Raw genomic sequence first — 24046 nt, 5'->3', positions numbered from 1 at the left:
AAACACGGACCGGGATCATCATGGGCGGGTGTGTAACAGCTGCATAAAGGTTGATGCGGGTTAATCGAACTATCACATTCGGCGGAGCGGACTGCAATTGCCCGCCAGTCCCGGCGGGGGCAGCGGCTTATTCTGCCGGGCGGAAGCCTTCGATCAGCTGGCGCAGGCCGATTGCGGCACCTGCAAAGATTGCCAGCATGGTGACGGGCGCCGAGACCGCCAGAAGGGAGAATGCGCTGAGGCCTTGACCGACGGTGCAGCCCATGGCGATCACAGCACCGGCACCCATGATGGCGGCGCCGATAATCTGTCGGCGCAGCTCGCGCGGGTCGTCGCAAGCCTCCCAGCGGAAATGACCCTTGATCAGCGAACCGGCGAAGGCGCCGGTCCAGACGCCGGCAATGGAGCCGACGGCAAAGGACAGCGGGCGCAGACTGCCGGTCATGGTCCAAAGGATCGTCTCCCCCAAGGGAGCGGAAAAGGAATGCGAGACAACCGGCAGCGCGTCGAACCCCTCGGCGTTGACATAGGTCGTGCCGGCCCAGCCGGAGGTGACGGCCAGTCCAACCACGGCAGACCAGAACAGCGCTTGCCTGTCGGCGCGCAGTTCCGCATTGGCAAGCGTGGCCAACAGGATCAGCAGGCCGGCAGCGATACCGACCGCGGCAACCGGCAGGCCGCTCCAGGCGGCGGCGTAATGGGCCAGTCCCGGCGGGATTTCGGTGGTGACGTCCTGCTGTGTGAAAAACAGGTTGCGCAACGGGGCGAGGGGGCCTGCCAGCACGACATAGGTGGAGACCCCCATCACCAGCACGATCACAAAGCTGCGCAGGTCGCCGCCGCCCAGACGGGCGATGGCGCCGTAGCCGCAGTTGCCGCTGAGGGCCATGCCGTAGCCGAACATCAGCCCGCCGATAATTGACGCGGCGGGCATCCAGCGGATCGAGAGGTAAAAGGACTGGCCGGCATCGACCAGCCCGAGGCCGATCAGCGCAAAGCTGGACGTGACCGCCACGCCGATAGCAATGCCCCACATCCGCATCCGCAGGGAGGAGCCGCCATAGAGCAGGTCTTCGATTGCACCCAGGGTGCAAAACCGTCCCAGCCGTGCGGCAAGACCCAGCAGCACACCGCCCAGCAGCCCGATGCAGGCGGCCAGCTGGTGTTCTGTCAGGAATTCAAACATGCGGGGATTTCAATCGGGCCTTAGCTGCCGTCTTTGCAGAACAGGTCATAGACCACTTCCAGGATGCGGCGGGGTTTGTCGTCGGCGAGGCGGTAGAATATGGCTTTGCCTTCGCGGCGGGGAATGACCAGGCCCTCCAGCCGCAGCCGTGACAATTGCTGCGAGACGGCGGCCTGGCGGGCCGACAGCAGCTCTTCCAGCTCGGTCACGGATTTCTCGCCCGAGACCAGGTGGCACAGGATCATCAGCCGGCCTTCGTGGCTGATCGCCTTGAGGAAGTTGGAGGCTTTGGTGGCGTTATCCACCATCTTGTCCATTTCTTCCGGTTCCATGTCGGCGGAAAACTGCGGTAATGCCATCTGTTATCTCCTGAGCGGCGCATGCACGCCGCACTCCTCTGCTTGACCCCGCCGGGACGGTCAGCTGCCGCCCTGAGTGTGCGTATTATCAACAAACCCTGCATGGGCGGTTAGCAAATCTGCCAGCAAAGGCCAAAAGAAATCTTCGCCGGGATAGCCTTCGAGCCGGGCCTGTTCCTGTCCGTCCTCAACAATCAGGAACGTCGGCGTGAACATGACCCTGCGGGCGACTTGCAGATCCTCAGGCAGGGCGCGCAGGTCGACCCGGCGCAGGGGTGCGAATTTGCCTTCGGCTGTTTTCGGATAGACCGGGGCGATTTCTTCGTCCCAGCGGGCACACCATTCGCAGCCCGCCTGTTCAACCATCACCAGTTCAGCCGCCCAGGCGGGCAGGGCAAGGCAGGCCGCGGCTGCGGCTGCAGCCAGTTGCCGAAGGTGGCGCATGTGTGTCATTCCATCTGTTGACGGTTGCTATTGAAACAACATAATTCGAATATGTGAATGACACAAGCCGGGCCCGGATAACGTTGTTGTGGGGCAACTGGGGGAATTGATGCTGGAAATATCCCTGTTTGGCGCCTTGATCGCAGGATTGCTGAGCTTTTTCACCCCCTGTATTCTGCCGATGGTGCCGTTTTACCTGTCTTACATGGGCGGGTTGTCGATGGCCGAGCTGCGCGGGGACGGGGCGATTGCCGCCGGGGCGCAGCGGCGGCTGTTGGTATCTGCCTGCTGCTTTGCCGCCGGTGTCACCACGGTTTTCATGCTAATGGGAATGGGGGCGACGGCGCTGGGGCAGCTGTTCGGGCAGTATCTGGAGGTGCTGTCTTATGGCGCGGCGGCACTGTTGCTGCTGTTCGGGCTGCATTTTCTGGGGTTGGTGAAAATCCCACTGCTGTACCGCGAGGCGCGGATGGAGAGTTCTGCAGAGCCGTCGACCGTGCTGGGCGCCTATCTGATGGGGCTGGCATTCGGCTTTGGCTGGACGCCCTGCGTGGGGCCGGCGCTGGCGTCTATCCTGATGATCGCCTCAGGCATGGGCGATATCTGGCGCGGCGGGGTGCTGCTGCTGGTTTACGGGCTGGGCATGACGGCGCCCTTTGTGGTGGCGGCGCTGTTTGCCAGGCCGTTTCTGGGCTGGGTGGCGCGGCACCGGACCGCCTTTGCCTGGGTGGAGAAGGGGATGGGCGCAATGCTGGTGCTGTTTGCAGTGCTGATCGCCACCGGCGGGGTGCGTTTGATTGCCGAGGCGATGATCCGCTGGATGCCGGGTTTCGGTTCGATTGGGTAAGTGAGGTCAGGAGTTCAACATGCTGAGAAGTATTGCGAAAGTGTTAATGGCGGTGGTGCTGGCCGCGCCCCTGTCAGCGGCGGAGCTGGGCGATGACGGGCTGCACAAGACAGCCTGGATGCGGGACACTTTCAAAGATCTGCGCGAAGACCTGGAGGAGGCCAATGGCGAAGGCAAACGGCTGGCGCTGATCTTTGAGCAGCGCGGCTGCATCTATTGCACCAAGATGCATGAAGAGGTCTTTCCCCGGCCTGAGGTCAGCCAGTACATTGAAGAGAACTTCTTTGTGGTGCAGCTGAACCTCTATGGCGATGTGGAGGTCACGGATTTCGACGGCGAGGCGCTGGCGGAAAAGGACATGGCACGCAAATGGGGCGTCTTGTTCACGCCGACGATTCTGTTCCTGCCGGAGGACGTGGGCGAAAACGTCACAGCCACCGAAGCCGCGGTTGCGATGATGCCGGGCGCATTTGGCGGCGGAACCACGCTGGACATGTTTACATGGGTCAACGAAAAGCGGTATGCGCTTGATAACGGGGAAGATTTCCAGCGGTATCACGCGCGCCGGATTCGCGAGCGCAATAATGGGTCTGCCGACTAGGTGTCTGGCGCATAATTTGGAAAAATTCACAATAATGAATTTGTTGTTGCGTAGCAGGGCGGCCGTGCCCTACGGTATGCAGCAGCTAAGCAACCGCACTCAGATGCGGCAGCCATTGGGAGGATACATGAAGCTTACATCTCTGACACTGGTGCTGAGCCTGGCCGGAAGTGCGGTTTGGGCCGGGGAGGTTGCTCCGAAAGCGGTGCAGTATGGCGAGGATGGCCAAGTGGCCGCGTCGCTGACGGGTGTTGCCGGCGATGCCGTCAATGGCGCGCTGGTTGTTGGCACCAAATCCAAGGGCAACTGCGTGTCCTGCCACCAGCTGACCGCGCTGGCGGATGTGCCGTTCCACGGTGAAATCGGCCCGTCGCTGGATGGTGCCGGCGACCGCTGGACCGCGGAAGAGCTGCGCGGGCTGGTGGCCAACGCCAAGATGACGTTTGAGGGCACCATGATGCCGGCCTTTTACAAGGTCGATGGCTTTATCCGCCCGGGCGATGCCTATACCGGCGATGCCGGGACCGAGCCGCTGCCGCCGATCCTGACAGCGCAGGAAATTGAAGATGTGGTCGCATTCCTTGCGACACTGAAAGAAGAGTAAGGCGCGGGCGGGGCCTTGTGTGCCCTGCAGCCTTTAGAGAATTCAAAGGAGAGATATGATGGAGTTCTCACGCCGTGAGACCCTGGCGATGGGCCTGGGCGCTGCCATGGTAACCGTGCTGCCGTTCCGTTTGAATGCGGCGGCGGATGACCGGATTGCCGCCTTTACCGGCGGTGCGGATATCGCCGAGGGCGGCGTCACCCTGACCGCGCCGGAAATCGCTGAAAACGGCAACACCGTTCCGGTGTCCGTGGCCGCCGAAGGCGCCACCGCGATTATGGTGCTGGCCACAGGCAACCCGACCCCGGGCGTGGCGACGTTCAATTTCGGCCCCGGTGCGGCGGCGCAATCGGCCTCGACCCGGATCCGTCTGGCAGGCACCCAGGATGTGGTTGCGATTGCCAAATTGGCCGACGGCACATTCACCAAGGCAAGCGCCACCGTCAAAGTGACCATCGGCGGCTGCGGCGGCTGAGGCCGCTTGCACCCTGAACGGACTTCTTAAGGAGAATTAAAGACATGGCATCCGGTGTTAAACCCCGCGTCAAGGTCCCGAAGACAGCCGCCGCCGGTGAGGCGGTCACTATCAAGACCCTGATCAGCCACAAAATGGAAAGCGGCCAGCGCAAGGACAAGGAAGGCAACCTGATCCCGCGCTCGATCATCAACCGCTTCACCTGCGAATTCAACGGTGCGATGGTGCTGGACGTGGCGATGGAGCCTGCGATCTCGACCAACCCGTATTTCGAATTCGACGCTGTCGTGCCGGAAGCCGGTGAATTTGTCTTCACCTGGTATGACGACGACGGCGCCGTCTACGACACCAAGAAGAATATCGCCATCGGCTGATCCGTTCCGGATCTTCAGGCACGCGTCCTGTCCGGCACGTTCGGGCAGGGCAGGCACCCAAGGGAGGACAGGGAATGAACAAGAAGGCAATCACAGCAATTGCCGCCGTGCTGGCGCTGCCGATGGCCGCGAGCGCAGGCCCCGACGACGACACGCTGGTGGTCAACGAAGAGATCGAGATGGTCACCAAGACCGCAGCGCCCGCGCATATCGCGGATGTGATCGATGAGGTGATGTCGGGCTGGCACTTCCGCAAGGATGAAACCCAAGCGCTGCAGATGGACGATTTCGAGAACCCGGCGATGATCTTTGTCGATCAGGCGATCGACACTTGGAACACTGTCGAGGGGTCCGAAGGCAAGTCCTGCGCGTCCTGCCACGATGATGCCGAGGACAGCATGGCTGGCGTGCGCGCGGTGTATCCCAAGTGGAACGAGGCCGCTGGCGAGGTCCGCACTCTGAACATGCAGATCAACGACTGCCGCGAAAACCAGATGGGCGCCGAGAAGTGGAAATACTCCGGCGGTAAGATGGCGGCGATGGAAGCGCTTATTTCCGTCCAGTCGCGCGGAATGCCGGTCAATGTGGCCATCGACGGGCCGGCCCAGTCTACCTGGGAGCAGGGCAAGGAGATGTATTACACCCGCACCGGCCAGCTGGAGCTGTCCTGCGCGAATTGCCATGAAGACAACTATGGCAACATGATCCGCGCCGACCATCTGAGCCAGGGCCAGATCAACGGCTTTCCGGTGTACCGCTTGAAGAACACCAAGCTGAACACGGCGCATGCGCGTTTCAAGGGCTGCATCCGTGACACCCGCGCCGAGACCTACAAGCCGGGTTCGGCGGATTTTGTCGCGCTGGAGCTGTATGTCGCATCGCGCGGCAACGGGCTGTCGGTCGAAGCACCCTCCGTCCGCAACTGATCTTTGCGCCCCGTTCCTGAACCCAGGAGCGGGGCGTATTTCACTTTAAACATTCATTCGCGTGAATATATCGCGCGGCACACAGGATACCGGTACTTATGATCTCGCGCCGTGATTTTATGCAGGTTTCCATGGCGGCATCGGCCATGGTGGGGGCGTCAGGCTTTGGCAATTGGGCGCGGCTGGCGGCGCAGCAGTCGCTGACGCAGGACCAGCTGCTGCAGTTCGACAGTTTTGGCAACATCAGCCTGATCCATGTGACCGATATTCATGGGCAATTGAAGCCGATCCATTTCCGCGAGCCGTCGGTCAATCTGGGGGTTGGCGCCAACAAGGGGCATGTGCCGCATATCACCGGCGCCGATTTCCGCAAGGCCTATGGCATCGCGAACGGCAGCCCTTCGGCCTATGCGCTGACCTATGACGATTTTGCCTCGCTGGCGCAGGGCTATGGCCGCGTCGGGGGCTTGGACCGGATGGCGACGATCATCAATGCGATCCGCGCCGACCGTCCCGATGCGCTGTTGTTCGATGGCGGCGACACCTGGCACGGCTCCTATACCTGTCACCACACGGCAGGTCAGGACATGGTCAATGTGATGAATGCGCTGAAGCCGGATGCGATGACCTTTCACTGGGAGTTCACGCTGGGATCCGAGCGGGTCAATGAGATCGTCGAGGGACTGCCGTTTGCCGCCCTTGGCCAGAATATTTTTGACGCCGAATGGGACGAGCCGGCCGAGCTGTTCAAACCCTACAAGTTTTTTGAGCGCGGCGGCGCTAAGGTGGCGGTGATCGGCCAGGCCTTCCCCTATATGCCGATTGCCAACCCGGGCTGGATGTTCCCGGAGTATTCGTTCGGCATCCGGGACGAGAACATGCAGGCCATGGTCGATGAGGTCCGCGCCGCCGGTGCCGATCTGGTGGTGGTGCTCAGCCACAACGGTTTTGACGTGGACAAGAAGATGGCCGGCAAGGTTCAGGGCATCGACGTGATCCTGTCGGGCCACACCCATGATGCGCTGCCCGAGCCGGTGTTGGTGGGCAAGACCCATATCATTGCGTCGGGGTCGAACGGCAAATTCGTCTCCCGCGTTGATCTGGATGTGCGGGACGGCCAGCTGATGGGGCTGCGGCACAAACTGATCCCGGTGTTCTCGGATGTGATCGCGCCGGACCCGGCAGTGGCGCAGCTGATTGACGCAGAACGCGCGCCCTATAAGGCGCAGCTGGCGGAGGTGATCGGCAAGACCGATACGCTGCTGTATCGCCGCGGCAACTTTAACGGCACCTGGGACGATCTGATCTGCGACGCACTGCTGAGCGAGCGGGAGGCGGATATCGCCATGTCGCCCGGTGTGCGCTGGGGGCCGTCGCTGGTGCCGGGCGACGACATCACCCGCGAGGATATCTGGAATGTGACCTCGATGTCATACGGCGCGGCGTACCGGTCCGAGATGACCGGTGAATTCATCAAGGTGATCCTGGAGGATGTGGCCGACAACATCTTTAACCCCGACCCCTACTATCAGCAGGGCGGAGACATGGTGCGGATCGGCGGCATGGGCTACCGGATCGACATCACCAAGCCGCAGGGCGAGCGGATCACGGATATGACGCTGCTGAAGACCGGCGAGGCAATTGATCCGGCAAAGTCTTATGTGGTGGCCGGCTGGGCCAGCGTAAATGTAGACACCGAGGGGCCGATGATCTGGGATGTGGTCGAGGATCATATCCGCAAGCTTGGCACCGTGAGCCTGAATCCGAATACTTCCGTACAGGTGGCAGGCGCTTAACAGCGCCCGCCCCGGCAGGGGCTGAACAGACCCGCCTGAGGCGGGGATATGTAAAAAATTTTGCGCAGTTGAATTCACGAACGTGAATTTATCTATGTGAGGAGGCAAAGACAGATGAGTGATAACGCCAAGAGCCTGGCGCCCTCGCGCCGCCAGTTCCTGACCGGGGCGGCGGCTGCCGGGGCCGGGGCGGTGGCTGCAGGCGCTGCCAGGGCCGCAACACCGGATCCGCTGATTACCGAGGTGCAAGATTGGGCCAGCGGGCTGGGTGAGGGGGTGGACGCGACGCCCTATGGCCTGCCGGTCCAGTTTGAAAGCGACGTGGTGCGCCGCAATGTGGAGTGGCTGACGGCGGACACCATCAGCTCGATCAACTTCACGCCGATCCACGCGCTGGACGGGACCATCACGCCGCAGGGCTGCGCGTTTGAGCGGCATCATTCGGGCGCGATTGAGCTGCGCAAAGAAGACTACCGGCTGATGATCAACGGGCTGGTCGATACGCCGCTGGTGTTCACTTACGCGGATCTGGAGCGGTTCCCGCGCGAAAACCGCGTGTATTTCTGCGAATGTGCTGCGAATTCCGGCATGGAGTGGGCCGGCGCGCAGCTGAACGGGGCGCAGTTCACCCATGGCATGATCCACAACATGGAATATTCCGGCGTGTCGCTGCGGACGCTTCTGGAAGAGGCCGGTGTCAGCCCCGAAGGAAAATGGGTCTATGTCGAAGGGGCGGATGCATCCTCGAACGGGCGCTCAATCCCGTTGGAAAAGGCGATGGACGACGTGCTGGTGGCCTTCAAGGCCAATGGCGAGGCGCTGCGCAAGGAGCATGGCTATCCCGTGCGTCTGGTGGTGCCGGGTTGGGAAGGCAACATGTGGATCAAATGGCTGCGCCGGATCGAGGTGACGGATCAGCCGATTGAAAGCCGCGAGGAGACGTCGAAATACACTGATACGCTGGCCAATGGTGTCAGCCGCAAATGGACCTGGGAGATGGATGCGAAATCCGTTGTCACCAGCCCCAGCCCGCAAGCGCCGATCAAACATGGCACGGGACCGCTGGTGATCACCGGGCTGGCCTGGTCGGGGCGTGGCGCCATCACCGGAGTGGATGTGTCGGTTGATGGCGGCAAGACCTGGGCTGAGGCACGGCTGGCTGCACCCGGCACCGACAGGGCGCTGACGCGGTTCTATCTGGATACAAACTGGGATGGGGCGGAGATGCTGTTGCAAAGCCGGGCCAGGGATTCCAGCGGCTATGTGCAGCCCACCAAGGCGCAGTTGCGCGAGGTGCGGGGGCTGAATTCGATCTATCACAACAACGCCATTCAGACCTGGTGGGTCAAGGCAAACGGGGAGGCGGAAAATGTTGAAGTTTCCTAAGCTTGCGGCAGCAACCGCAGTCGTGGCGGCCTGTGCGGCACCGGCCTATGCGGAGAAATTCGGCTTGGGCCGCCCGGCGCTGCCGGAAGAAATCGCGGCGTGGGATCTGGACGTTGCCCCCGACGGCACCGGCCTGCCCGCCGGCTCGGGCGATGTGTTCACCGGCGAGGAGGTTTTTGCCGAGAAATGCGCCGTCTGCCATGGTGATTTTGCCGAAGGCGTCGGCAACTGGCCCAAGCTGGCCGGCGGGCAGGGCACATTGGATCACGACGACCCGCTGAAGACGGTTGGCAGTTATTGGCCGTATCTGTCGACCACCTGGGACTACGTGAACCGGTCGATGCCGTTTGGCGATGCGCAGTCGCTGACCCCGGATGAGGTCTATGCCATCGTGGCCTATATCCTTTACTCCAATGATCTGGTCGATGATGAGTTTGTGCTCTCGGACGGGACTTTCACGGATGTTGAGCTGCCGAATGCCGGCGGGTTTATTCTGGATGACCGGCAAGAGGCAGAGGCGCATTTCTGGAACCCGGAACCTTGCATGGAAAATTGCAAGGAGAGCGTGGAGATCACCATGCGGGCCATGGTGCTGGATGTGACGCCGGATGAGGACAGCGCCGAACCGCGCGCCGCAAGTGAGGCAGAACAGGAAGCGGCTGCGCAACAGCCAGCGGAGGCTCCCGTTGAAGTGGCTGCGGTTCCGGATCCGGAACTGGTCGCCAAAGGCGAGAAGACCTTTAAGAAGTGCAAGGCCTGCCATCAGGTCGGGGACGGTGCCAAGCCGAAGACCGGACCCGTTCTGAACGGTATCATCGGCGCCCCGGCCGGCCATGCCGAAGGGTTCCGCTATTCCAAGGCAATGAAAACCGCAGCTGAAGACGGACTTGTGTGGGATGAAACGCAATTGGCGGCCTTTCTGGCCAAGCCGAAGAAATACATGAAGGGTACCAAGATGTCCTTTGCCGGGTTGAAGAAAGAGAGCGATATCGAAGCCGTGATCGCCTATTTGCAATCCTATTCGCAGTAACGGCGGCCCTGAAGAGCTGCAGCAGAGAGGGGCGCGGCTGGCGCCCCTCTTTTTAGTGTTCGCTGTACAAGGGGCATGTGCCCAGTAGCCGGGCCCCTTATGGGAGGGGCGGGAACACCAGGACCATTGCATCCGGGATGTCTTCAAGCCGGGCCTTCGGTGTTCGTTCTGCGGCAGGCCGGCGCAGGCTTTCGGGCAGATCCGCGCAGGTTTGCGGTGCCGCCTGGCAAAGGATGACGGCGCGTCCAGTCAGCAGTTCAAGACGGTTTGCAAGACTGCTGGACATGTGCAGGCCGGCTTTGGCGGCAGAGGGGTAATTCAGAATGTCTCCGGTGACAAATACCGGCTTTGGGCTGACTGCGATGGCAGCAGCCATTGCGCGGGTTTCAACTTGCCAGTCGCGAAAGCGGGTGAATTGCACGGCAGTCTGCACAAGATAACTGGCGGCCACCAGCAGCACCGCATTGCGCGCCAGCCGGCCCGGCAAACCAGGCTTGCGGCTTAGCTCCTGTGCTGCCCTGACTATCATCACAGCATAGATGATCCAGGTGAAATGGAAGGCGCGGGCCGGGATGGTCACTCCCAGCTTGAGCACCTGAAGGGTCATCAGTGCCATGCCCGCCCATAAGGCAACCCAGATGTACAGGGTCTCCATCGGCTGCCGGCGCAACAGCACGGCAGTGGCCGCTGTCAGCATGCCGGCATGAAACAGCAGAACCGGGGCGGACTGAAAGCTCAGCTTGTCCAGGAGAACTGAAACCGTCGCCCGCAGCTGCGGCAGATGGGACCAGAACCCGGCCAGGTCAAGCGCGGGGTCCGGGCTGCGCGCCGGAGCCAGCGGGATGCCGAACACCCCATGCACCTGCCAGTTCAACGCATAGACCGCCAGCACCGCACCTGCAAAGCTGAGCCCGAACAGAACCACCAGCCCCGCAAGGTCACGAATAGAGCGCTGCTGCGTTCTGATCAGGCAGATCGCAAACAGGATGAGCGGAAAAGTTGTGTAGGCGGTAAAGGCCAGCAGGGTAAACAGCGGCAGCAGCAGCCGCAGCGTGGCTTGGCGCAGGGTGAGCGCAAGAAACCCGTAGAGCGCCAGCAATGCAAAGCCCGGAATGACGGTGCTGGACCAGCCTGCCATCAAAAAGACAGGCGGGGCCGGCAGCAGGGTGAGGGTGAGGGCAATGGTGAACCAGGTACGGTTATTGTCTCTGGTTGCCGTGGCTGCAATGGCGGCTGCGGTCAACGCCCACAGCACCTGGAACAGGGCGAAGTTCAGCCAGGGCGGTGTTACAAGTCCGCGCAGATGCCACAGGTAATTCAGCCAGCGCCCTTCATGAAGGGTTTTCGGCCAGAACCCATCGGGCCTGGCCAGCAGAGCGGGGTAATCGTCAAACCGGACAATCGGATCCAGCAGATTTCCGGCGGACACGGCAAGTATAAGCGGCAGCGCCACACCGGCAGAGATACGGAACGCCCGGAGTCTGCCGGTGTCCAATTCCTGTATATGCGGCAGATGAAGGTGCGGAGAATGCGTCATGCGAAAATCCAAAAATGGTGCTGTGGCGCCATTGTTCTGCGCCCGGTGGTGCTGATTTCGAAAGTTGTGTTCAATGAATGACCTAGCGCGCGGCTTTGCCCTGGAAATTTTTCGGTTACCTGGTTGCAGGAGAGCCGCCGCATAAATCCTGTTATGAGTTTTTGCCCTGAAGTTAAATCTCCCCAGGCGTGTTTTTCAGATATAGGGAGAATTCGGCAAATTTTAGGCGTATTGCGCTAACTCTCACAAACGGGCCAGAAGGTGCGGGGATGCATACTCCTGGCCAGGGGAGATGACCGCCGGCAGATAGCTGAGCCGGGAAATCTAGCTGCGCGGTGCAGAAAGCCGCAGCGCTGGCCGGTGGCCGGGCAAGACTGGCCGCCGGAGTCCGGGTATCAGCTCCAGCCTTTGCGGAAGAAATGCGGGGAGGCGCCGAATTTGCGTTTGAACTGGCGTGAGAAATGCGTGGCCGAATTGAAACCCGAGGCCAGCGCAATTTCGGTAACGCTCATCGAGGTTTCGTTCATCAGCGCAAAGGCGTGGCTGAGGCGCATGTCGAAATAGACATGCATCGGGCTTTGGTTCAGGTAGCGCGAGAACAGCCGCTCCAGCTGGCGGCGGGAAATATCCAGCCGGTCGCAAAGCTCGCCGATCGACAGCGGCTCCTCGATCGATTCCTGCATCAGCTGCAGTGCGTTCAGCAGGCGCTGGTTGCGGCTGCCGATGGCCACCGCATAGTTCGATTTCTGCGGTGCCGCCTGGCCGCCTGAGCGCACATGCAGGCACATGTCGGCGACAATGATCGCCAGCTGCTTGCCGTGGCGTTCCTCGATCAGGTGCAGCATCATGTCGGTGGCCGCATTGCCGCCGCCGCAGGTCATCAGCGGGCCGGAGATTTCAAAGATATTGGGCGAGGGGTCCAGGTTCGGGTAGCTTTCCAGGAAACCCGGCTGGTTTTCCCAGTGCAGCGTGAATTTGTGGTTCTTGATCAGCCCGGCCTGGGCCAGGGCAAAGGCACCAGTGCAGATGCCGCCGATGGAGCGGCCAAAGCGGCTTTCGCGGCGCAGCCAGTTCAGGGTGATCTCGCTGGCCGTATTTTGCGGCTCCACGCCGGCGCAGACAAAGCCCAGCGAATCCGAGGGCAGCGGCTGCAGCGGTGTGTCCGGCGTGATCACCATACCGTTGGAGCAATGCAGCGGCTGGCCGTCTTCGGTCATGATGTACCAGCGGTACAGCCGGGTGCCGGTCACCTGATTGGCAATGCGCAAAGGCTCGATGGCGGCGGCCACCGGCAGCATTGTTGCCTTGGGCAGCAGCAGGAAGTAAAAATCCTGCGGCTCGCCCTCAAAGGGAACGGCGAGATTGGCGGCGGCGCCTTTCTGAACGAAACTGTCATCAGCCATGGCGGAACCCCAGCACGGCACCCGGGATTTGGCCCCCCGGGTGGAATTCGGACTTGAGTTTGTTTCCTAAGGTGCTGCCGGGCGCCGCAGCCCGAGAATAGCGACAGCGTTCCAGCGGATTGCGACACGGTATGCAGCTTTGCGGCACCGTAAAATGGCCGCCGCCCCTTGCAGCTCAAAAGTGGCGATACTAAGACTCAGGTAACACACTGTCGGGTATGGTGCCGGACATAAACAACGCAGGCAGGTCGAAATGATTGATCCCAGAGAAACATACATGAATACCCTGGTCCCGATGGTGGTGGAGCAGACCAGCCGGGGCGAGCGGGCCTATGACATTTTTTCCCGCCTGCTGAAGGAGCGGATCATCTTTCTGAATGGTCCGGTGCATGACGGGATGAGTTCGCTGATCGTGGCGCAGCTGCTGCATCTTGAGGCGGAAAACCCGTCCAAGGAAATCTCGATGTACATCAACAGCCCCGGCGGCGTGGTGACGAGCGGCCTGTCGATCTATGACACCATGCAGTACATCAAGCCCAAGGTTTCGACCCTGGTGATCGGCCAGGCGGCCTCGATGGGGTCGCTGCTGCTGACCGCCGGCGAAAAAGGCATGCGGTTCAGCCTGCCCAATTCCCGGGTGATGGTGCACCAGCCCTCTGGCGGGTTCCAGGGCCAGGCGACCGATATCATGATCCACGCCGAGGAAACCCTGAAGCTGAAGAAGCGCCTGAACGAGATCTACGTCAAGCACACCGGCCAGGAATACGACAAGATCGTCGACGCGCTGGAGCGGGACAATTTCATGGCGCCGGAAGAAGCCAAAGAGTTCGGCCTGATCGATGAGATCGTCGAAAACCGCGCCAAAGGCGACGAAGAGCAGGCGTAACGCCTGGCGTTGTGAACAGCGGTGTGCCCCGTGTTTGAAATGGGGCGCACTTTCACATTGTGGCGGCCTAAGCACTCGCTTAAGCTGGCAGAAAGTTGAGTAGCCCCGCAGTGCGGGAGCAGCGGACCGGGCGGACTGAAAGGTAGACCATGGCGACGAATTCAGGCGGCGACAGCAAAAACACCCTCTATTGCAGCTTCTGCGGCAAGAGCCAGCATGAAGTGCGCAAGCTGATCGCAGGCCCCACCGTATTCATTTGCGATGAATGCGTTGAACTGTGCATGGATATCATCCGTGAAGAAACCAAGGCTTCCGGGCTGAAGGCCACCGACGGGGTGCCGACGCCCAAGGACATCTGCCAGGTTCTGGATGACTATGTGATCGGCCAGGCCACCGCCAAGCGGGTGCTGTCGGTTGCGGTGCACAATCACTACAAACGTTTGAACCACGCCCAAAAGGCCGGGTCGGACATTGAACTGGCGAAATCGAACATCCTGCTGATCGGCCCCACCGGCTGCGGCAAGACCTTGCTGGCGCAGACGCTGGCGCGGATCCTGGATGTGCCGTTCACCATGGCAGATGCCACCACGCTGACCGAGGCCGGTTATGTGGGCGAGGATGTCGAGAATATCATCCTGAAGCTGCTGCAATCGTCCGAATACAACGTCGAGCGCGCGCAGCGCGGCATCGTTTATATCGACGAGGTCGACAAGATCACCCGCAAGTCGGAAAACCCCTCGATCACCCGCGACGTATCGGGCGAGGGCGTGCAGCAGGCGCTTTTGAAACTGATGGAAGGCACTGTTGCCTCGGTGCCGCCGCAGGGCGGGCGCAAGCATCCGCAGCAGGAATTCCTGCAGGTGGACACCACCAACATCCTGTTCATCTGCGGCGGTGCTTTTGCCGGGCTGGACAAGATCATCTCGGCCCGCGGCAAAGGGTCTGCGATGGGCTTTGGCGCGGATGTGCGCGACAACGATGACCGCGGCGTCGGCGAAGTGTTCCAGGAGCTGGAGCCGGAAGATCTGCTGAAATTCGGGCTGATCCCGGAGTTTGTCGGCCGACTGCCGGTGCTGGCAACGCTGGAAGATCTGGACGAAGACGCGCTGGTTATCATTCTGACCCAGCCCAAGAACGCTCTGGTCAAACAATATCAGCGCCTGTTCGAGCTGGAAGACACCGAGCTGGACTTTACCGACGAGGCGCTGAGTGCGATTGCCAAGAAAGCAATCGAACGCAAGACCGGTGCCCGCGGTTTGCGGTCGATCATGGAGGATATCCTGCTGGATACCATGTTCGATCTGCCGGGTATGGACAGCGTGACCAAGGTGGTTGTCAATGAGGAGGCGGTGACCTCGGATGCGCAGCCGCTGATGATCCATGCGGATGCCGAGAAAGAGCCGGCTTCAGCGGGCTGAACTTAGACAATGTGGGCTGTTGTTGCAGTCTTGAGAGGAATGGCCAATGTCGGACTGACATTGGCCTTCTTCGTTTTTGTCGGGTGGTGGGTTTTCGTTGGGTATAAGGACAAGCTCAGGCGAGAAGAAGACCCCGCTTATGCAGCCGAACTGTTTAAAGGCCTCTTGCCCGTGGAGCAGGTCCTTGAAACCCGGAAATGGCATGCAAAGGGGGCTGAGCCATGGGACTGTACTTACGCAATCGTACGCCTCAAAGGCAAACTACGGGCTGAACCTCCTACGCGGCCTTCTCGGAATGATCTTGGCTGGCAGTACGAGTTTGGCGGAGGCTGGCAAAAGACACCTGCACCGCCATTGGGCGAGAATACGCGTGATGCTGTGCAGTTCTGCTCCAAATATTGGCCTGTAGAGCTAACGATAGAGTTGCGGGCTGCGCTTTATACTCACGGTGCCTGGTTTTCGCGTGATCGGGTTGGAGAAACTCTGTTTATCTTTGCGCCGCAAAGAAGGCTTGCGGCCCGAATACGTTTTGGAGATTAAAAAGCGATGCGAAAGGAAATCAGATGACAATAAAACGTATTTCTTCAGGCGGTGAGTTTGAGGCCAAGATCGGATATTGCCGCGCTGTTGTGGCTGGCGGCTTCGTGCATGTGGCCGGCACCGTCGGGCAGGGCGATGATGTGGTGGCACAGTGCAAGTCTGCGCTTGAAACCATTGGCGGTGCCTTGCAGAAGGCGGGCGCTGGCTTTGCCGATGTGGTGCGGGTGAACTATTATCTGCCGGATGCGGCGGAGTTCGAACCCTGCTGGCCGGTTCTGGCTGAGGTCTTTGGCGCCAACCCGCCTGCGGCGACAATGATCGAGTGCAACCTGATCGATCCCAAGTTCCGCATTGAGATTGAAGTGACGGCGCTGGCCCCAGCGGCAGGCTGATCCTGTCAGGTGCGGGAAACGCGCCTCTGGCAAAACTGCCAATTCCCGCCGTGACCCGTCCAGAGGGGTGCAAGCCACTGGACCTTGGCGGGAAATTGGGCCATATCAGAAATGGAAAAATCCGGAGGCACCGATGGGAATCCTGAACACTCTTCTGAGCGCTGTGACATGGTGGAACGGCGCCACCCTGAACACCCGGATGTTCACCGCCCGCAAGGGCATCAAGGTGGGCGAGGATGATCAGGGCAATGTGTTCTACCGCAATGCCGATGACAGCAAGCGCTGGGTGATGTTCAACGGCGAGGTCGAAGCCTCGCGCGTCAGCCCCGACTGGCACGGCTGGCTGCACCGTACCTTTGACGAGCTGCCCAGCGAGAAACCCTTGAAGCACAAGGCCTGGGAAAAGCCGCATCAGGAAAACCTGACCGGCACCATGATGGCCTATGCGCCGGCGGGCTCGATCCGTGCAGGCGGCGAACCCAAGGAACGCCGCGATTATGAGGCCTGGGTGCCCGAATAAAACATCTGCCAGAAGGCTGATTTCATGTCCCACAATCCTACCGAAGTTTTTGCCGGCGGCGTCGTGCTGGCTGCTGCTGTTGCTTTTGCCGTCTATGCCGGTCAAGCGGCCGGCCTGTCGCGCGGCGGCGCGACCTATGATCTGAACGCGTCTTTCCGTTCTCTGGAAGGGGTCAGTGTCGGCACCGACGTGCGGCTGGCCGGCGTCAAGATCGGTACCGTGACCGGCGTTGGCCTGAACCCGGAAACCTTCCGCGCAGATACCATGTTTTCTGTCAACGAGGGCATCGAAATCCCGGATGACAGCGCGGTGGTGATCTCCTCCGAAGGGCTGCTGGGTGGTAACTTTGTCGAGATCATGCCCGGCGGCTCGCCCTTTGCCTTTGAGGCAGGGGATGAGATCGAGGACACACAGGGCGCGGTCAGCCTGATTTCACTGCTGGTCAAATTTGTCGCCGGCGGCGGCGAGGGCGATTCCTGATGCGCTTTGCGGCGGTGGCCGTGGCTTGTGCGCTGGCCCTGCCGGCCTGGGGCCAGGAGCAGCCGGCGGCGCAGGGCAGTGCTGCGGTGCTAAGGGCGCTGGACAAGGTCAACGGCCATACCATGGATGCGGAAGTGGCGATCGGCGGCAGTTCGGAAATGTTCGGCCTGCTGGTGACCGTGTCGGACTGCCGCTTTCCGGCAGAGAACCCGACCGGGGATGCCTATGCCTATCTGACCGTGCGGAACCCCGATGATGGTGCGACGCATTTCCAGGGCTGGATGGTGGCGTCCAGCCCGGCGCTGAACGCGCTGGACCACAACCGTTATGATGTCTGGGTCATGCGCTGCAGCAGCAGCTGAGGCGCGGGCACAGCCGGCCGGGCAAAATCCGCATCCGTTTTCAGGGCCTCGCGCAATAGGGCCCGGTAACGCGCGCGGGTAACCTCAATCCCGCCAAGCGACGCAAGATGCGTGGTCAGGAATTGCGTGTCGCACAGGCTGTAGCCCGCCTGCACCAGCCGGTCCGTCAGATAGGCCAGTGCCACTTTGGAGGCATCGCGGCGGCGCGAGAACATGCTTTCGCCGAAAAAGGCGCCGCCCAGAGAGACGCCATAGGTGCCGCCGGCCAGAACACCGTCCTGCCAGACTTCCAGCGAATGGGCGTTGCCCATCAGGTGCAGATCCAGGTAGCGGTCGCGGATTTCCCCGTTGATCCAGGTTTCCGCCCGGTCGGCGCAACCGTCTACGACGCCGCCGAAATCCTGGTTCACGGTGATCTCAAAGCCGCCGTTGCGGATCCGTTTGGCCAGCGAGCGGGAGATGCGGAAGCCATCCAGCGGCAGAATGCCACGCCGCTTGGGATCGACCCAGAAAATCTCGGGGTCGTCGCGGTGTTCAGCCATCGGAAAAACACCGGCGGAATAGGCGTGCAGCAATAGGTCCGCAGTTAAGCTCATGGTGCTGGCCAGTATAACCGGAAAAGGCAGGCAAATGTAAAACGGGGCGCAGCCAGTGGCGCGCCCCGCTGAAGTTATCCGGGCTGGTTTTCTTCTAGCCAGCGTTCCAGCCAGTGGATGCCGTAGTCGCCGGTGTGGATATCCTGTTCCTGCAACAGCGCATGAAACAGCGGCACGGTGGTGTCGATGCCGTCGATGATCAGCTCGCCCAGGGCGCGGTTCAGACGGGCCAGCGCCTCGGTCCGGTCCCGGCCATGCACGATCAGCTTGCCGATCAGCGAGTCGTAATAGGGCGGGATCGAGTAGCCGTCATACAGCGCCGAATCCATCCGCACCCCCAATCCGCCGGGGGCGTGGTACTGGGTGATCTTGCCCGGGCAGGGGGCAAAGTTCGGCAGCTTTTCGGCGTTGATCCGCACCTCGATGGCGTGGCCGTTGATTTCCAGATCGTCCTGAGTGAACGACATCGGCAGCCCTTCGGCGACCCGGATTTGCTCACGCACCAGATCGACGCCGAAGATCGCCTCGGTCACCGGGTGTTCCACTTGCAGGCGGGTGTTCATCTCGATGAAGTAGAACTCACCGTCTTCATAGAGAAATTCCACGGTGCCGGCACCGGAATAGCCCATCTTGCCGATGGCATCGGCGCAGATCTTGCCAATGCGCGCGCGTTCTTCCGGGGTGATGCAGGGGCCGGGGGCCTCTTCGAACACCTTCTGGTGGCGGCGCTGCAGCGAGCAGTCACGTTCCGCCAGATGGATGCCGGTCTCTTTGCCGTCGCCAAAAACCTGCACTTCGATGTGACGCGGCTTCTGGAGGTATTTCTCCATATAGACTTCGTCATTGCCAAAGGCAGCCTTGGCTTCGGAACGGGCAGTGGAGAAGGCGTTGGCCAGCTCTTTTTCGTTCAAGGCCACTTTCATGCCGCGGCCGCCGCCGCCGGCGGTGGCCTTGATGATCACCGGATAGCCCATGTCTGCGGCGGCTTTTTTGGCCGCGGCGATGTCGGGCACGCCGCCCTCAGATCCCGGAACAACCGGAATGCCGAGGTTCAGGGCGGTTTCCTTGGCGGTGATCTTGTCGCCCATGATGCGGATATGCGCAGCCGAGGGGCCGATGAAGGTCAGCCCGTGGTCTTCGATGATCTGCACAAAGTTGGCGTTTTCCGACAGGAAGCCATAGCCCGGGTGAATGGCCTGGGCGCCGGTGATTTCGGCCGCCGAGATGATGGCCGGGATCGACAGGTAGCTTTGGGTGCTGGACGGCGGGCCGATGCAGACCGATTCATCGGCCATGCGCACGTGCATTGCGTCGGCATCCGCAGTGGAATGCACCGCTACCGATTTGATGCCCATTTCCCGGCAGGCACGGATCACGCGCAGGGCAATCTCACCGCGGTTGGCAATCAGGATCTTGTCAAACATTGCAGATCCTTACTCGATGATGGCCAGGGGGGTTCCGAATTCAACGGCGGCGCCGTCTTCAACCAGAATGCGCTTCACGGTGCCCGATTTCGGCGCCGGAATGTGGTTCATGGTCTTCATGGCTTCGACGATCAGCAGAGTGTCGCCTTCGTTGACTTGCTTGCCCACGGAGATAAAGGCGGGCGAACCGGGCTCGGCCTGCAGATAGACGGTGCCGACCATCGGCGAGGCCACGGCGCCGGGGTGGCTTGCCGGGTCATCGCTGGCGGCAGCGGGGGCAGGGGCGGCGGCAGGGGCAGCTGCTGCAACCGGCGCAGCGGCGGCGGGCATCGCAACCTGCACCGGTGCGGCCATGGCGGTCTGGCGGGAGACACGCACATTCAGGCTGTCGTCGTCGCCGTAGTCCCGCTTTACCTGCAGTTCGGTCAGATCGTTTTCGCGCAGCAATTCCGCCAGCGCCTTGATGAATGCCACGTCAGCTTCGTGAGATTTGTTTGTCATATTTTCCTCAGCCAATTCCGACAGGCCCGCCAGGGCAGGCGGACCGGAAATTAGGGCGCTTATAGGGCAAGGATTACCGCAAGGAAAGCACCGTCGGTCCGGGCTGTAACATGGAGGCAGATAATCTGATTTGCAATTGCCGGACTGTATTTTGTCTCACAGCGGCATGCCGGTCAGTTTGGCCACCAGTTCCGGCAGCTTGCGGGCGCCGAATTTTTGCAGCAGATGCGCCCGGTGGCTTTCCACTGTGCGGTAGGACAGATCCAGCTGCTGGCCGATTTCTTTGGCCGACAGCCCTTTGCAGGTGAGGATCGCCACTTCGCGCTCGCGCGGGGTAAGCGAGACCACCGGGCGGTCCTCGGATATATCGGCAAAGGACCAGATGCCGGTCTGAAACGGCGTCTCGGGTGTCACTGAACGGCCGCGCACCCGGCACCAGAACAATGCGCCTGCGCGGCGGCGCATGATGCGTTCGTCGCTGTAGCTGCCGCTTTGCGCCTCAGGCTGTTGCAACAGGGTGCCGATACGGTTGAAATCCTCCTGGCTGGGGTACAGCCCTGAAATCGGCATGCCGGTATATTCACCGGGAGTTCCGCCGAAGGTGGAAGCAAACTGCAGGTTGCACCGCGTGATGACGCGGCGTTCCAGCACGGCAAGGCCCACAGGGGCATGGTCAAAGGCAAGATCGCTCATATGGTGTTTCTACCCCGGCCTTTCTGCGGAATTGAAGGGGGTGTTTGCGTGCCGCGATGCACGCCGACGGGCAAGCCGGAGGGGAAAGCGGATGAACATTGCAGTGTGGTTGCAGCGCATGGCAGCGGCAGAGGCGGCGCGGCCTGCGTTGTTTCTGGGACAGGAGCAGGTTGCGGACTACGCAGGCTTTCACGCCCGCGCGGCGTCGGTGGCGGGCTGGCTGCAGATGCAGGGTGTGCAGCCGGGGGACCGGGTCGGCATCTTCATGAAGAATTGCCCGGACTACCTGATCACGCTTTACGGCATTTGGTATGCGGGGGCGGCGGCGGTGCCGGTCAATGCCAAGCTGCATGGCAAGGAGGCGGAATACATCCTGCAAAACTCCGGTGCGGGGCTGGTGTTTACCTCGCCCGGGCTGACAGAGGCTGTTGCGGGAACAGAGGCGATTGTGCGCTGTGTGGACATCACGGGTTCAGACTTTGCCGCTGGCCTGGAAGCGCAGCCTGTGGCTGAGCCTGTTTTCCGTGCCCCGGAAGATCTGGCCTGGCTGTTCTATACCTCTGGCACCACCGGGCGGCCCAAGGGGGTGATGATTACCCACCGGATGCTGATGACCATGGCAATCGCCTATTTCGCTGATGTGGATCAGGTCAGCGCCGGGGATCAGGCGCTTTATGCGGCACCGATGAGCCATGGGGCGGGAATTTATGCAATTCAGCATGTGCTCGCGGGGGCTGCGCATGTCTGCCCGGTGTCCGGCGGATTTGACGAGGCGGAGATCTTTGATCTGGCAGCGCATTTCGGGCGGGTCCATATGTTTGCAGCGCCCACGATGGTCACAAGGATGACCTCGGAAGCCAAGCGGCTGGGCCGCAAGGGCGAGGGGCTGCGCACAGTGGTTTACGCAGGCGGGCCGATGTATACGGCCGACATTGTGGAGGCAGTGGAGCATTTCGGCCCGGTCTTTGTGCAGGTCTACGGCCAGGGGGAATGCCCGATGGCGATCACCGCGCTGCCGCGTCATGCCGTGCAGGACCGCGCGCATCCGCGCTGGCGCGAGCGGCTGGCCAGTGTCGGCAGGGCGCAAAGCGTGGTTGAGGTGCGGATCGGCACGCCGGAGGGAGAATTCCTGCCCGCCGGCGGCCACGGAGAGATCATGGTGCGCGGCGATGTGGTGATGCCGGGTTATTGGAATAATCCGGAAGCCACCGCCAGAACACTGGTCAATGGCTGGCTGATGACCGGCGACATGGGGGTTTTGGACGCCGACGGCTATCTGACGCTGCAGGACCGCTCCAAGGACATGATCATCACCGGCGGTTCCAACGTCTATCCGCGCGAGGTGGAGGAAGTCTTGTTGCTGCACCCTGAAGTGCGCGAGGTCTCAGTCGTGGGCCGGCCCCATGCGGATTGGGGCGAGGAAGTGGTGGCCTTTGTTGTGGGAGATGCGCAGGATGCAGAGCTGGATGACCTTTGCAGCAGCCGGATCGCCCGGTTCAAACGCCCCAAGGCATATCTGCGCATCGAAGCGCTGCCCAAGAACAACTATGGCAAGGTGCTGAAAACCGAGCTGCGGGAGCGTTTTTAAAAGGTAGATTGGGGCTCTGCCCCAAACCCCGGGATATTTTTGGCAAGAGGAAAACAGGGCGGATTTGGAAAAGGTGCAAGGCTTGAAAAAGAGGCCAGCCCCGGTCGGGGTGGCCTCAGTCTGCCAGTTTCGGTATGACGCAAAAGGATGTTTTAGATCGCCAGGTATTCGGCGCGCAGCTCTTCGTTTTCCAGAACCTCGGCGGCGGTTCCGTCAAAGACGATGCCGCCGGTATCCAGGATCACCGCACGGTCCGCCAGTTCCAGGGCGCGGACCGCGTTCTGCTCAACAATGATGGTTGTCATGCCCTGTTCCTTGATGTGGATGAGGGTCTTTTCAATCTCGTCGACGATTACCGGGGCCAGGCCTTCGTAGGGTTCGTCCAGCAGCAGCACCTTGATGTCGCGGGCCAGCGCGCGGGCAATTGCCAGCATCTGCTGCTCGCCGCCCGAGAGGGTCACGCCCTCCTGCTTGCGCCGTTCACCAAGGCGCGGGAACAGATCGTACAGACGCTCCAGCGACCAGCCGACGGGCGGCGCGATCTGCGCCAGCTGCAGGTTTTCCTCAACCGTCAGGCCGGGGATGATGCGGCGGTCCTCAGGCACCAGGCCCAGGCCCACGGATGCGGCCTCATAGGATTCCATCTTGTGCAGCGGTTTATGGTCCAGCCAGATTTCACCGCGGGTCACCAAGGGGGACCCTGTGCGGGCAATCGAGCGCAGGGTAGACGTTTTGCCAGCACCATTGCGGCCCAGCAAGGCCAGGATTTCGCCTTCGTGGACGTTGAAGCTGATGCCCTGCACGATGTAGCTTTCACCGTAATAGGCGTGGACATCCCAGACCGACAGGAAGGCAGGCGCGGTGGTGGCCGCATTGGCGCTTTTGGAGAAATCGGGCTTCACATTCATGTTGGTTTCTCCTTACGCCGACTCGCCCAGGTACGCTTCGCGCACCTTGGGGTTGCCGCGGATGTTTTGCGGGTCGTCCTCGACCAGCGGCGTGCCCTGGGCCAGGACGGTGATCCGGTTGGCGAGGCTGAACACCACATGCATGTCGTGTTCGATGATGGCGATGGTGATGTCGCGCTGGTCCGAGATCTGTTTCAACAGGTCGATGGTGTTGTTGGTGTCGGCCCGCGCCATACCGGCAGTGGGTTCGTCCAGCAGCAGCAGCCGGGGTTCCTGGCTGAGGCACATGCCGATCTCCAGCCGCCGCTTGTCGCCGCGGGACATGGCGGCGGCATGCATGTGCCGCTTGTCCGCCATGTTCATCTCTTCCAGCATATGCTCGGCCTTTTGCAGGATGTCTTTCTGCTTCAGCACCGATGACAGGGCGTTCAGCTCAAACGCGCCGTCGCGCTTGGCAAAGCAAGGGATCATCATGTTTTCCAGCACCGTCAGATCACCAAAGATTTCAGGCGTCTGGAACACACGGGAAATACCCATCTGGTTGATCTCGTAAGGCGCGCGGCCCAGCACCGACTGGCCGTCGAACATGACGGATCCGGTGTCGGGGATCAGCTTGCCCACCAGGCAGTTCAGCAGGGTGGATTTGCCCGCGCCGTTTGGTCCGATGATCGCATGGACCGAGTTTTCCTGAACGCTGAGGTTCACCTCGGACAGCGCTTGCAGGCCGCCGAACCGTTTCCCCACGTCTTTGACTTCAAGGATACCCATTG

At 61.2% G+C, this 24046-nt stretch carries 27 protein-coding genes; 16 read left to right on the top strand and 11 right to left on the bottom strand.

Annotated features, from left to right (window positions below; translation table 11 throughout):
- Positions 1 to 127 precede the first annotated feature (127 nt).
- From K3555_RS10890 to K3555_RS10880, 3 genes are read right to left on the bottom strand one after another with little or no spacing between them, the layout of a single operon-like run.
- The gene (locus K3555_RS10890; protein ID WP_260005027.1) at positions 128 to 1186 is read right to left on the bottom strand and encodes a YeeE/YedE family protein; all 1059 of its coding nucleotides are present in this window, start codon (positions 1184 to 1186) and stop codon (positions 128 to 130) included.
- Between the two features lie 20 nt (positions 1187 to 1206).
- Positions 1207 to 1545 carry a helix-turn-helix transcriptional regulator gene (locus K3555_RS10885; RefSeq protein ID WP_129370612.1) on the bottom strand — a complete coding sequence of 113 codons (339 nt, stop codon included), beginning with the start codon at positions 1543 to 1545 and terminating at the stop codon, positions 1207 to 1209.
- 60 nt (positions 1546 to 1605) lie between these two features.
- Positions 1606 to 1989, bottom strand: a complete 384-nt coding sequence (locus K3555_RS10880; protein WP_260008529.1) for a hypothetical protein — start codon at positions 1987 to 1989, stop codon at positions 1606 to 1608.
- Between the two features lie 109 nt (positions 1990 to 2098).
- Here K3555_RS10880 and K3555_RS10875 point away from each other — a divergent pair, with 109 nt between their 5' ends.
- The 9 genes from K3555_RS10875 to K3555_RS10835 all read left to right on the top strand — a co-directional run bounded on the left by K3555_RS10875 (position 2099) and on the right by K3555_RS10835 (position 10028).
- Positions 2099 to 2836, top strand: coding sequence for a cytochrome c biogenesis CcdA family protein (locus K3555_RS10875; RefSeq protein WP_260005025.1), 738 nt, complete (start codon positions 2099 to 2101; stop codon positions 2834 to 2836).
- Positions 2837 to 2855: 19 nt separating this feature from the next.
- A complete protein-coding gene (locus tag K3555_RS10870; RefSeq protein ID WP_260005023.1) occupies positions 2856 to 3437 on the top strand; it encodes a thioredoxin family protein in 582 nt (193 codons plus the stop codon).
- A 127-nt stretch (positions 3438 to 3564) separates the two neighbouring features.
- Positions 3565 to 4041, top strand: a complete 477-nt coding sequence (gene soxX / locus K3555_RS10865; protein ID WP_259984788.1) for a sulfur oxidation c-type cytochrome SoxX — start codon at positions 3565 to 3567, stop codon at positions 4039 to 4041.
- A 58-nt stretch (positions 4042 to 4099) separates the two neighbouring features.
- On the top strand, positions 4100 to 4516 hold the full coding sequence (soxY, locus tag K3555_RS10860; protein WP_260005022.1) for a thiosulfate oxidation carrier protein SoxY: 417 nt from the start codon (positions 4100 to 4102) through the stop codon (positions 4514 to 4516).
- A 44-nt stretch (positions 4517 to 4560) separates the two neighbouring features.
- Entirely contained in the window at positions 4561 to 4890 is a 330-nt protein-coding gene (soxZ, locus tag K3555_RS10855) for a thiosulfate oxidation carrier complex protein SoxZ (protein ID WP_259984786.1), read from the top strand.
- A gap of 74 nt (positions 4891 to 4964) precedes the next feature.
- Positions 4965 to 5816, top strand: a complete 852-nt coding sequence (soxA, locus tag K3555_RS10850) for a sulfur oxidation c-type cytochrome SoxA (protein WP_260005014.1) — start codon at positions 4965 to 4967, stop codon at positions 5814 to 5816.
- A gap of 98 nt (positions 5817 to 5914) precedes the next feature.
- Entirely contained in the window at positions 5915 to 7612 is a 1698-nt protein-coding gene (gene soxB / locus K3555_RS10845) for a thiosulfohydrolase SoxB (RefSeq protein ID WP_260005006.1), read from the top strand.
- A 114-nt stretch (positions 7613 to 7726) separates the two neighbouring features.
- Positions 7727 to 8998: a sulfite dehydrogenase gene (soxC, locus tag K3555_RS10840; protein WP_260005004.1), complete on the top strand. Its 1272-nt coding sequence runs from the start codon at positions 7727 to 7729 to the stop codon at positions 8996 to 8998.
- Positions 8982 to 10028 (top strand): c-type cytochrome, encoded by a 1047-nt coding sequence (locus tag K3555_RS10835; RefSeq protein WP_260005002.1) that lies wholly within the window; start codon positions 8982 to 8984, stop codon positions 10026 to 10028. The genes soxC and K3555_RS10835 overlap by 17 nt, the downstream gene beginning before the upstream one ends.
- Positions 10029 to 10125: 97 nt before the next feature.
- On the opposite strand, the gene K3555_RS10830 is transcribed toward K3555_RS10835, so the two are convergent.
- Complete coding sequence (locus K3555_RS10830) at positions 10126 to 11565, bottom strand: hypothetical protein (protein WP_260005001.1); 1440 nt, start codon at positions 11563 to 11565, stop codon at positions 10126 to 10128.
- Positions 11566 to 11960: 395 nt separating this feature from the next.
- The gene (locus K3555_RS10825) at positions 11961 to 12968 is read right to left on the bottom strand and encodes a GlxA family transcriptional regulator (RefSeq protein ID WP_129370623.1); all 1008 of its coding nucleotides are present in this window, start codon (positions 12966 to 12968) and stop codon (positions 11961 to 11963) included.
- Positions 12969 to 13221: 253 nt separating this feature from the next.
- Here K3555_RS10825 and K3555_RS10820 point away from each other — a divergent pair, with 253 nt between their 5' ends.
- From K3555_RS10820 to K3555_RS10795, 6 genes are all read left to right on the top strand, one after another.
- Complete coding sequence (locus tag K3555_RS10820) at positions 13222 to 13854, top strand: ATP-dependent Clp protease proteolytic subunit (RefSeq protein ID WP_129370624.1); 633 nt, start codon at positions 13222 to 13224, stop codon at positions 13852 to 13854.
- Positions 13855 to 14003: 149 nt separating this feature from the next.
- A complete protein-coding gene (clpX, locus tag K3555_RS10815) occupies positions 14004 to 15272 on the top strand; it encodes an ATP-dependent Clp protease ATP-binding subunit ClpX (protein ID WP_129370625.1) in 1269 nt (422 codons plus the stop codon).
- Positions 15273 to 15835: 563 nt separating this feature from the next.
- Complete coding sequence (locus tag K3555_RS10810) at positions 15836 to 16204, top strand: RidA family protein (RefSeq protein WP_260005000.1); 369 nt, start codon at positions 15836 to 15838, stop codon at positions 16202 to 16204.
- A 133-nt stretch (positions 16205 to 16337) separates the two neighbouring features.
- Positions 16338 to 16724 carry an NADH:ubiquinone oxidoreductase subunit NDUFA12 gene (locus K3555_RS10805; RefSeq protein WP_129370627.1) on the top strand — a complete coding sequence of 129 codons (387 nt, stop codon included), beginning with the start codon at positions 16338 to 16340 and terminating at the stop codon, positions 16722 to 16724.
- 24 nt (positions 16725 to 16748) lie between these two features.
- On the top strand, positions 16749 to 17204 hold the full coding sequence (gene mlaD, locus K3555_RS10800; protein ID WP_129370628.1) for an outer membrane lipid asymmetry maintenance protein MlaD: 456 nt from the start codon (positions 16749 to 16751) through the stop codon (positions 17202 to 17204).
- Entirely contained in the window at positions 17204 to 17566 is a 363-nt protein-coding gene (locus K3555_RS10795) for a DUF2155 domain-containing protein (RefSeq protein ID WP_260004999.1), read from the top strand. Before mlaD ends, K3555_RS10795 begins: the two co-directional genes overlap by 1 nt.
- Here the strand turns inward: K3555_RS10795 and aat are convergent.
- The 4 genes from aat to K3555_RS10775 all read right to left on the bottom strand — a co-directional run bounded on the left by aat (position 17530) and on the right by K3555_RS10775 (position 20780).
- Positions 17530 to 18162, bottom strand: a complete 633-nt coding sequence (aat, locus tag K3555_RS10790; protein ID WP_260004997.1) for a leucyl/phenylalanyl-tRNA--protein transferase — start codon at positions 18160 to 18162, stop codon at positions 17530 to 17532. The two genes, K3555_RS10795 and aat, sit on opposite strands and share 37 nt — an antisense overlap.
- Before the next feature lie 74 nt (positions 18163 to 18236).
- Complete coding sequence (gene accC / locus K3555_RS10785; RefSeq protein WP_259984766.1) at positions 18237 to 19586, bottom strand: acetyl-CoA carboxylase biotin carboxylase subunit; 1350 nt, start codon at positions 19584 to 19586, stop codon at positions 18237 to 18239.
- Between the two features lie 9 nt (positions 19587 to 19595).
- A complete protein-coding gene (gene accB, locus K3555_RS10780; RefSeq protein ID WP_259984763.1) occupies positions 19596 to 20087 on the bottom strand; it encodes an acetyl-CoA carboxylase biotin carboxyl carrier protein in 492 nt (163 codons plus the stop codon).
- 156 nt (positions 20088 to 20243) lie between these two features.
- The gene (locus K3555_RS10775) at positions 20244 to 20780 is read right to left on the bottom strand and encodes a PAS and helix-turn-helix domain-containing protein (protein ID WP_259984761.1); all 537 of its coding nucleotides are present in this window, start codon (positions 20778 to 20780) and stop codon (positions 20244 to 20246) included.
- 91 nt (positions 20781 to 20871) lie between these two features.
- Between K3555_RS10775 and K3555_RS10770 the strand changes: the two genes are divergently transcribed.
- Positions 20872 to 22368 (top strand): class I adenylate-forming enzyme family protein, encoded by a 1497-nt coding sequence (locus K3555_RS10770; RefSeq protein ID WP_260004995.1) that lies wholly within the window; start codon positions 20872 to 20874, stop codon positions 22366 to 22368.
- Positions 22369 to 22520: 152 nt separating this feature from the next.
- On the opposite strand, the gene K3555_RS10765 is transcribed toward K3555_RS10770, so the two are convergent.
- Positions 22521 to 23276, bottom strand: a complete 756-nt coding sequence (locus K3555_RS10765; protein ID WP_259999397.1) for an ABC transporter ATP-binding protein — start codon at positions 23274 to 23276, stop codon at positions 22521 to 22523.
- A gap of 12 nt (positions 23277 to 23288) precedes the next feature.
- Entirely contained in the window at positions 23289 to 24044 is a 756-nt protein-coding gene (locus K3555_RS10760) for an ABC transporter ATP-binding protein (protein ID WP_259999395.1), read from the bottom strand.
- Positions 24045 to 24046: the final 2 nt, after the last annotated feature.

It is taken from the genome of Leisingera sp. M527 (genome assembly GCF_025141525.1).
Classification (GTDB): Bacteria; Pseudomonadota; Alphaproteobacteria; order Rhodobacterales; family Rhodobacteraceae; genus Leisingera.
The sequence above is the reverse complement of the archived record's forward strand: the minus strand, read 5'-3'. Positions and strand labels throughout refer to the sequence as shown.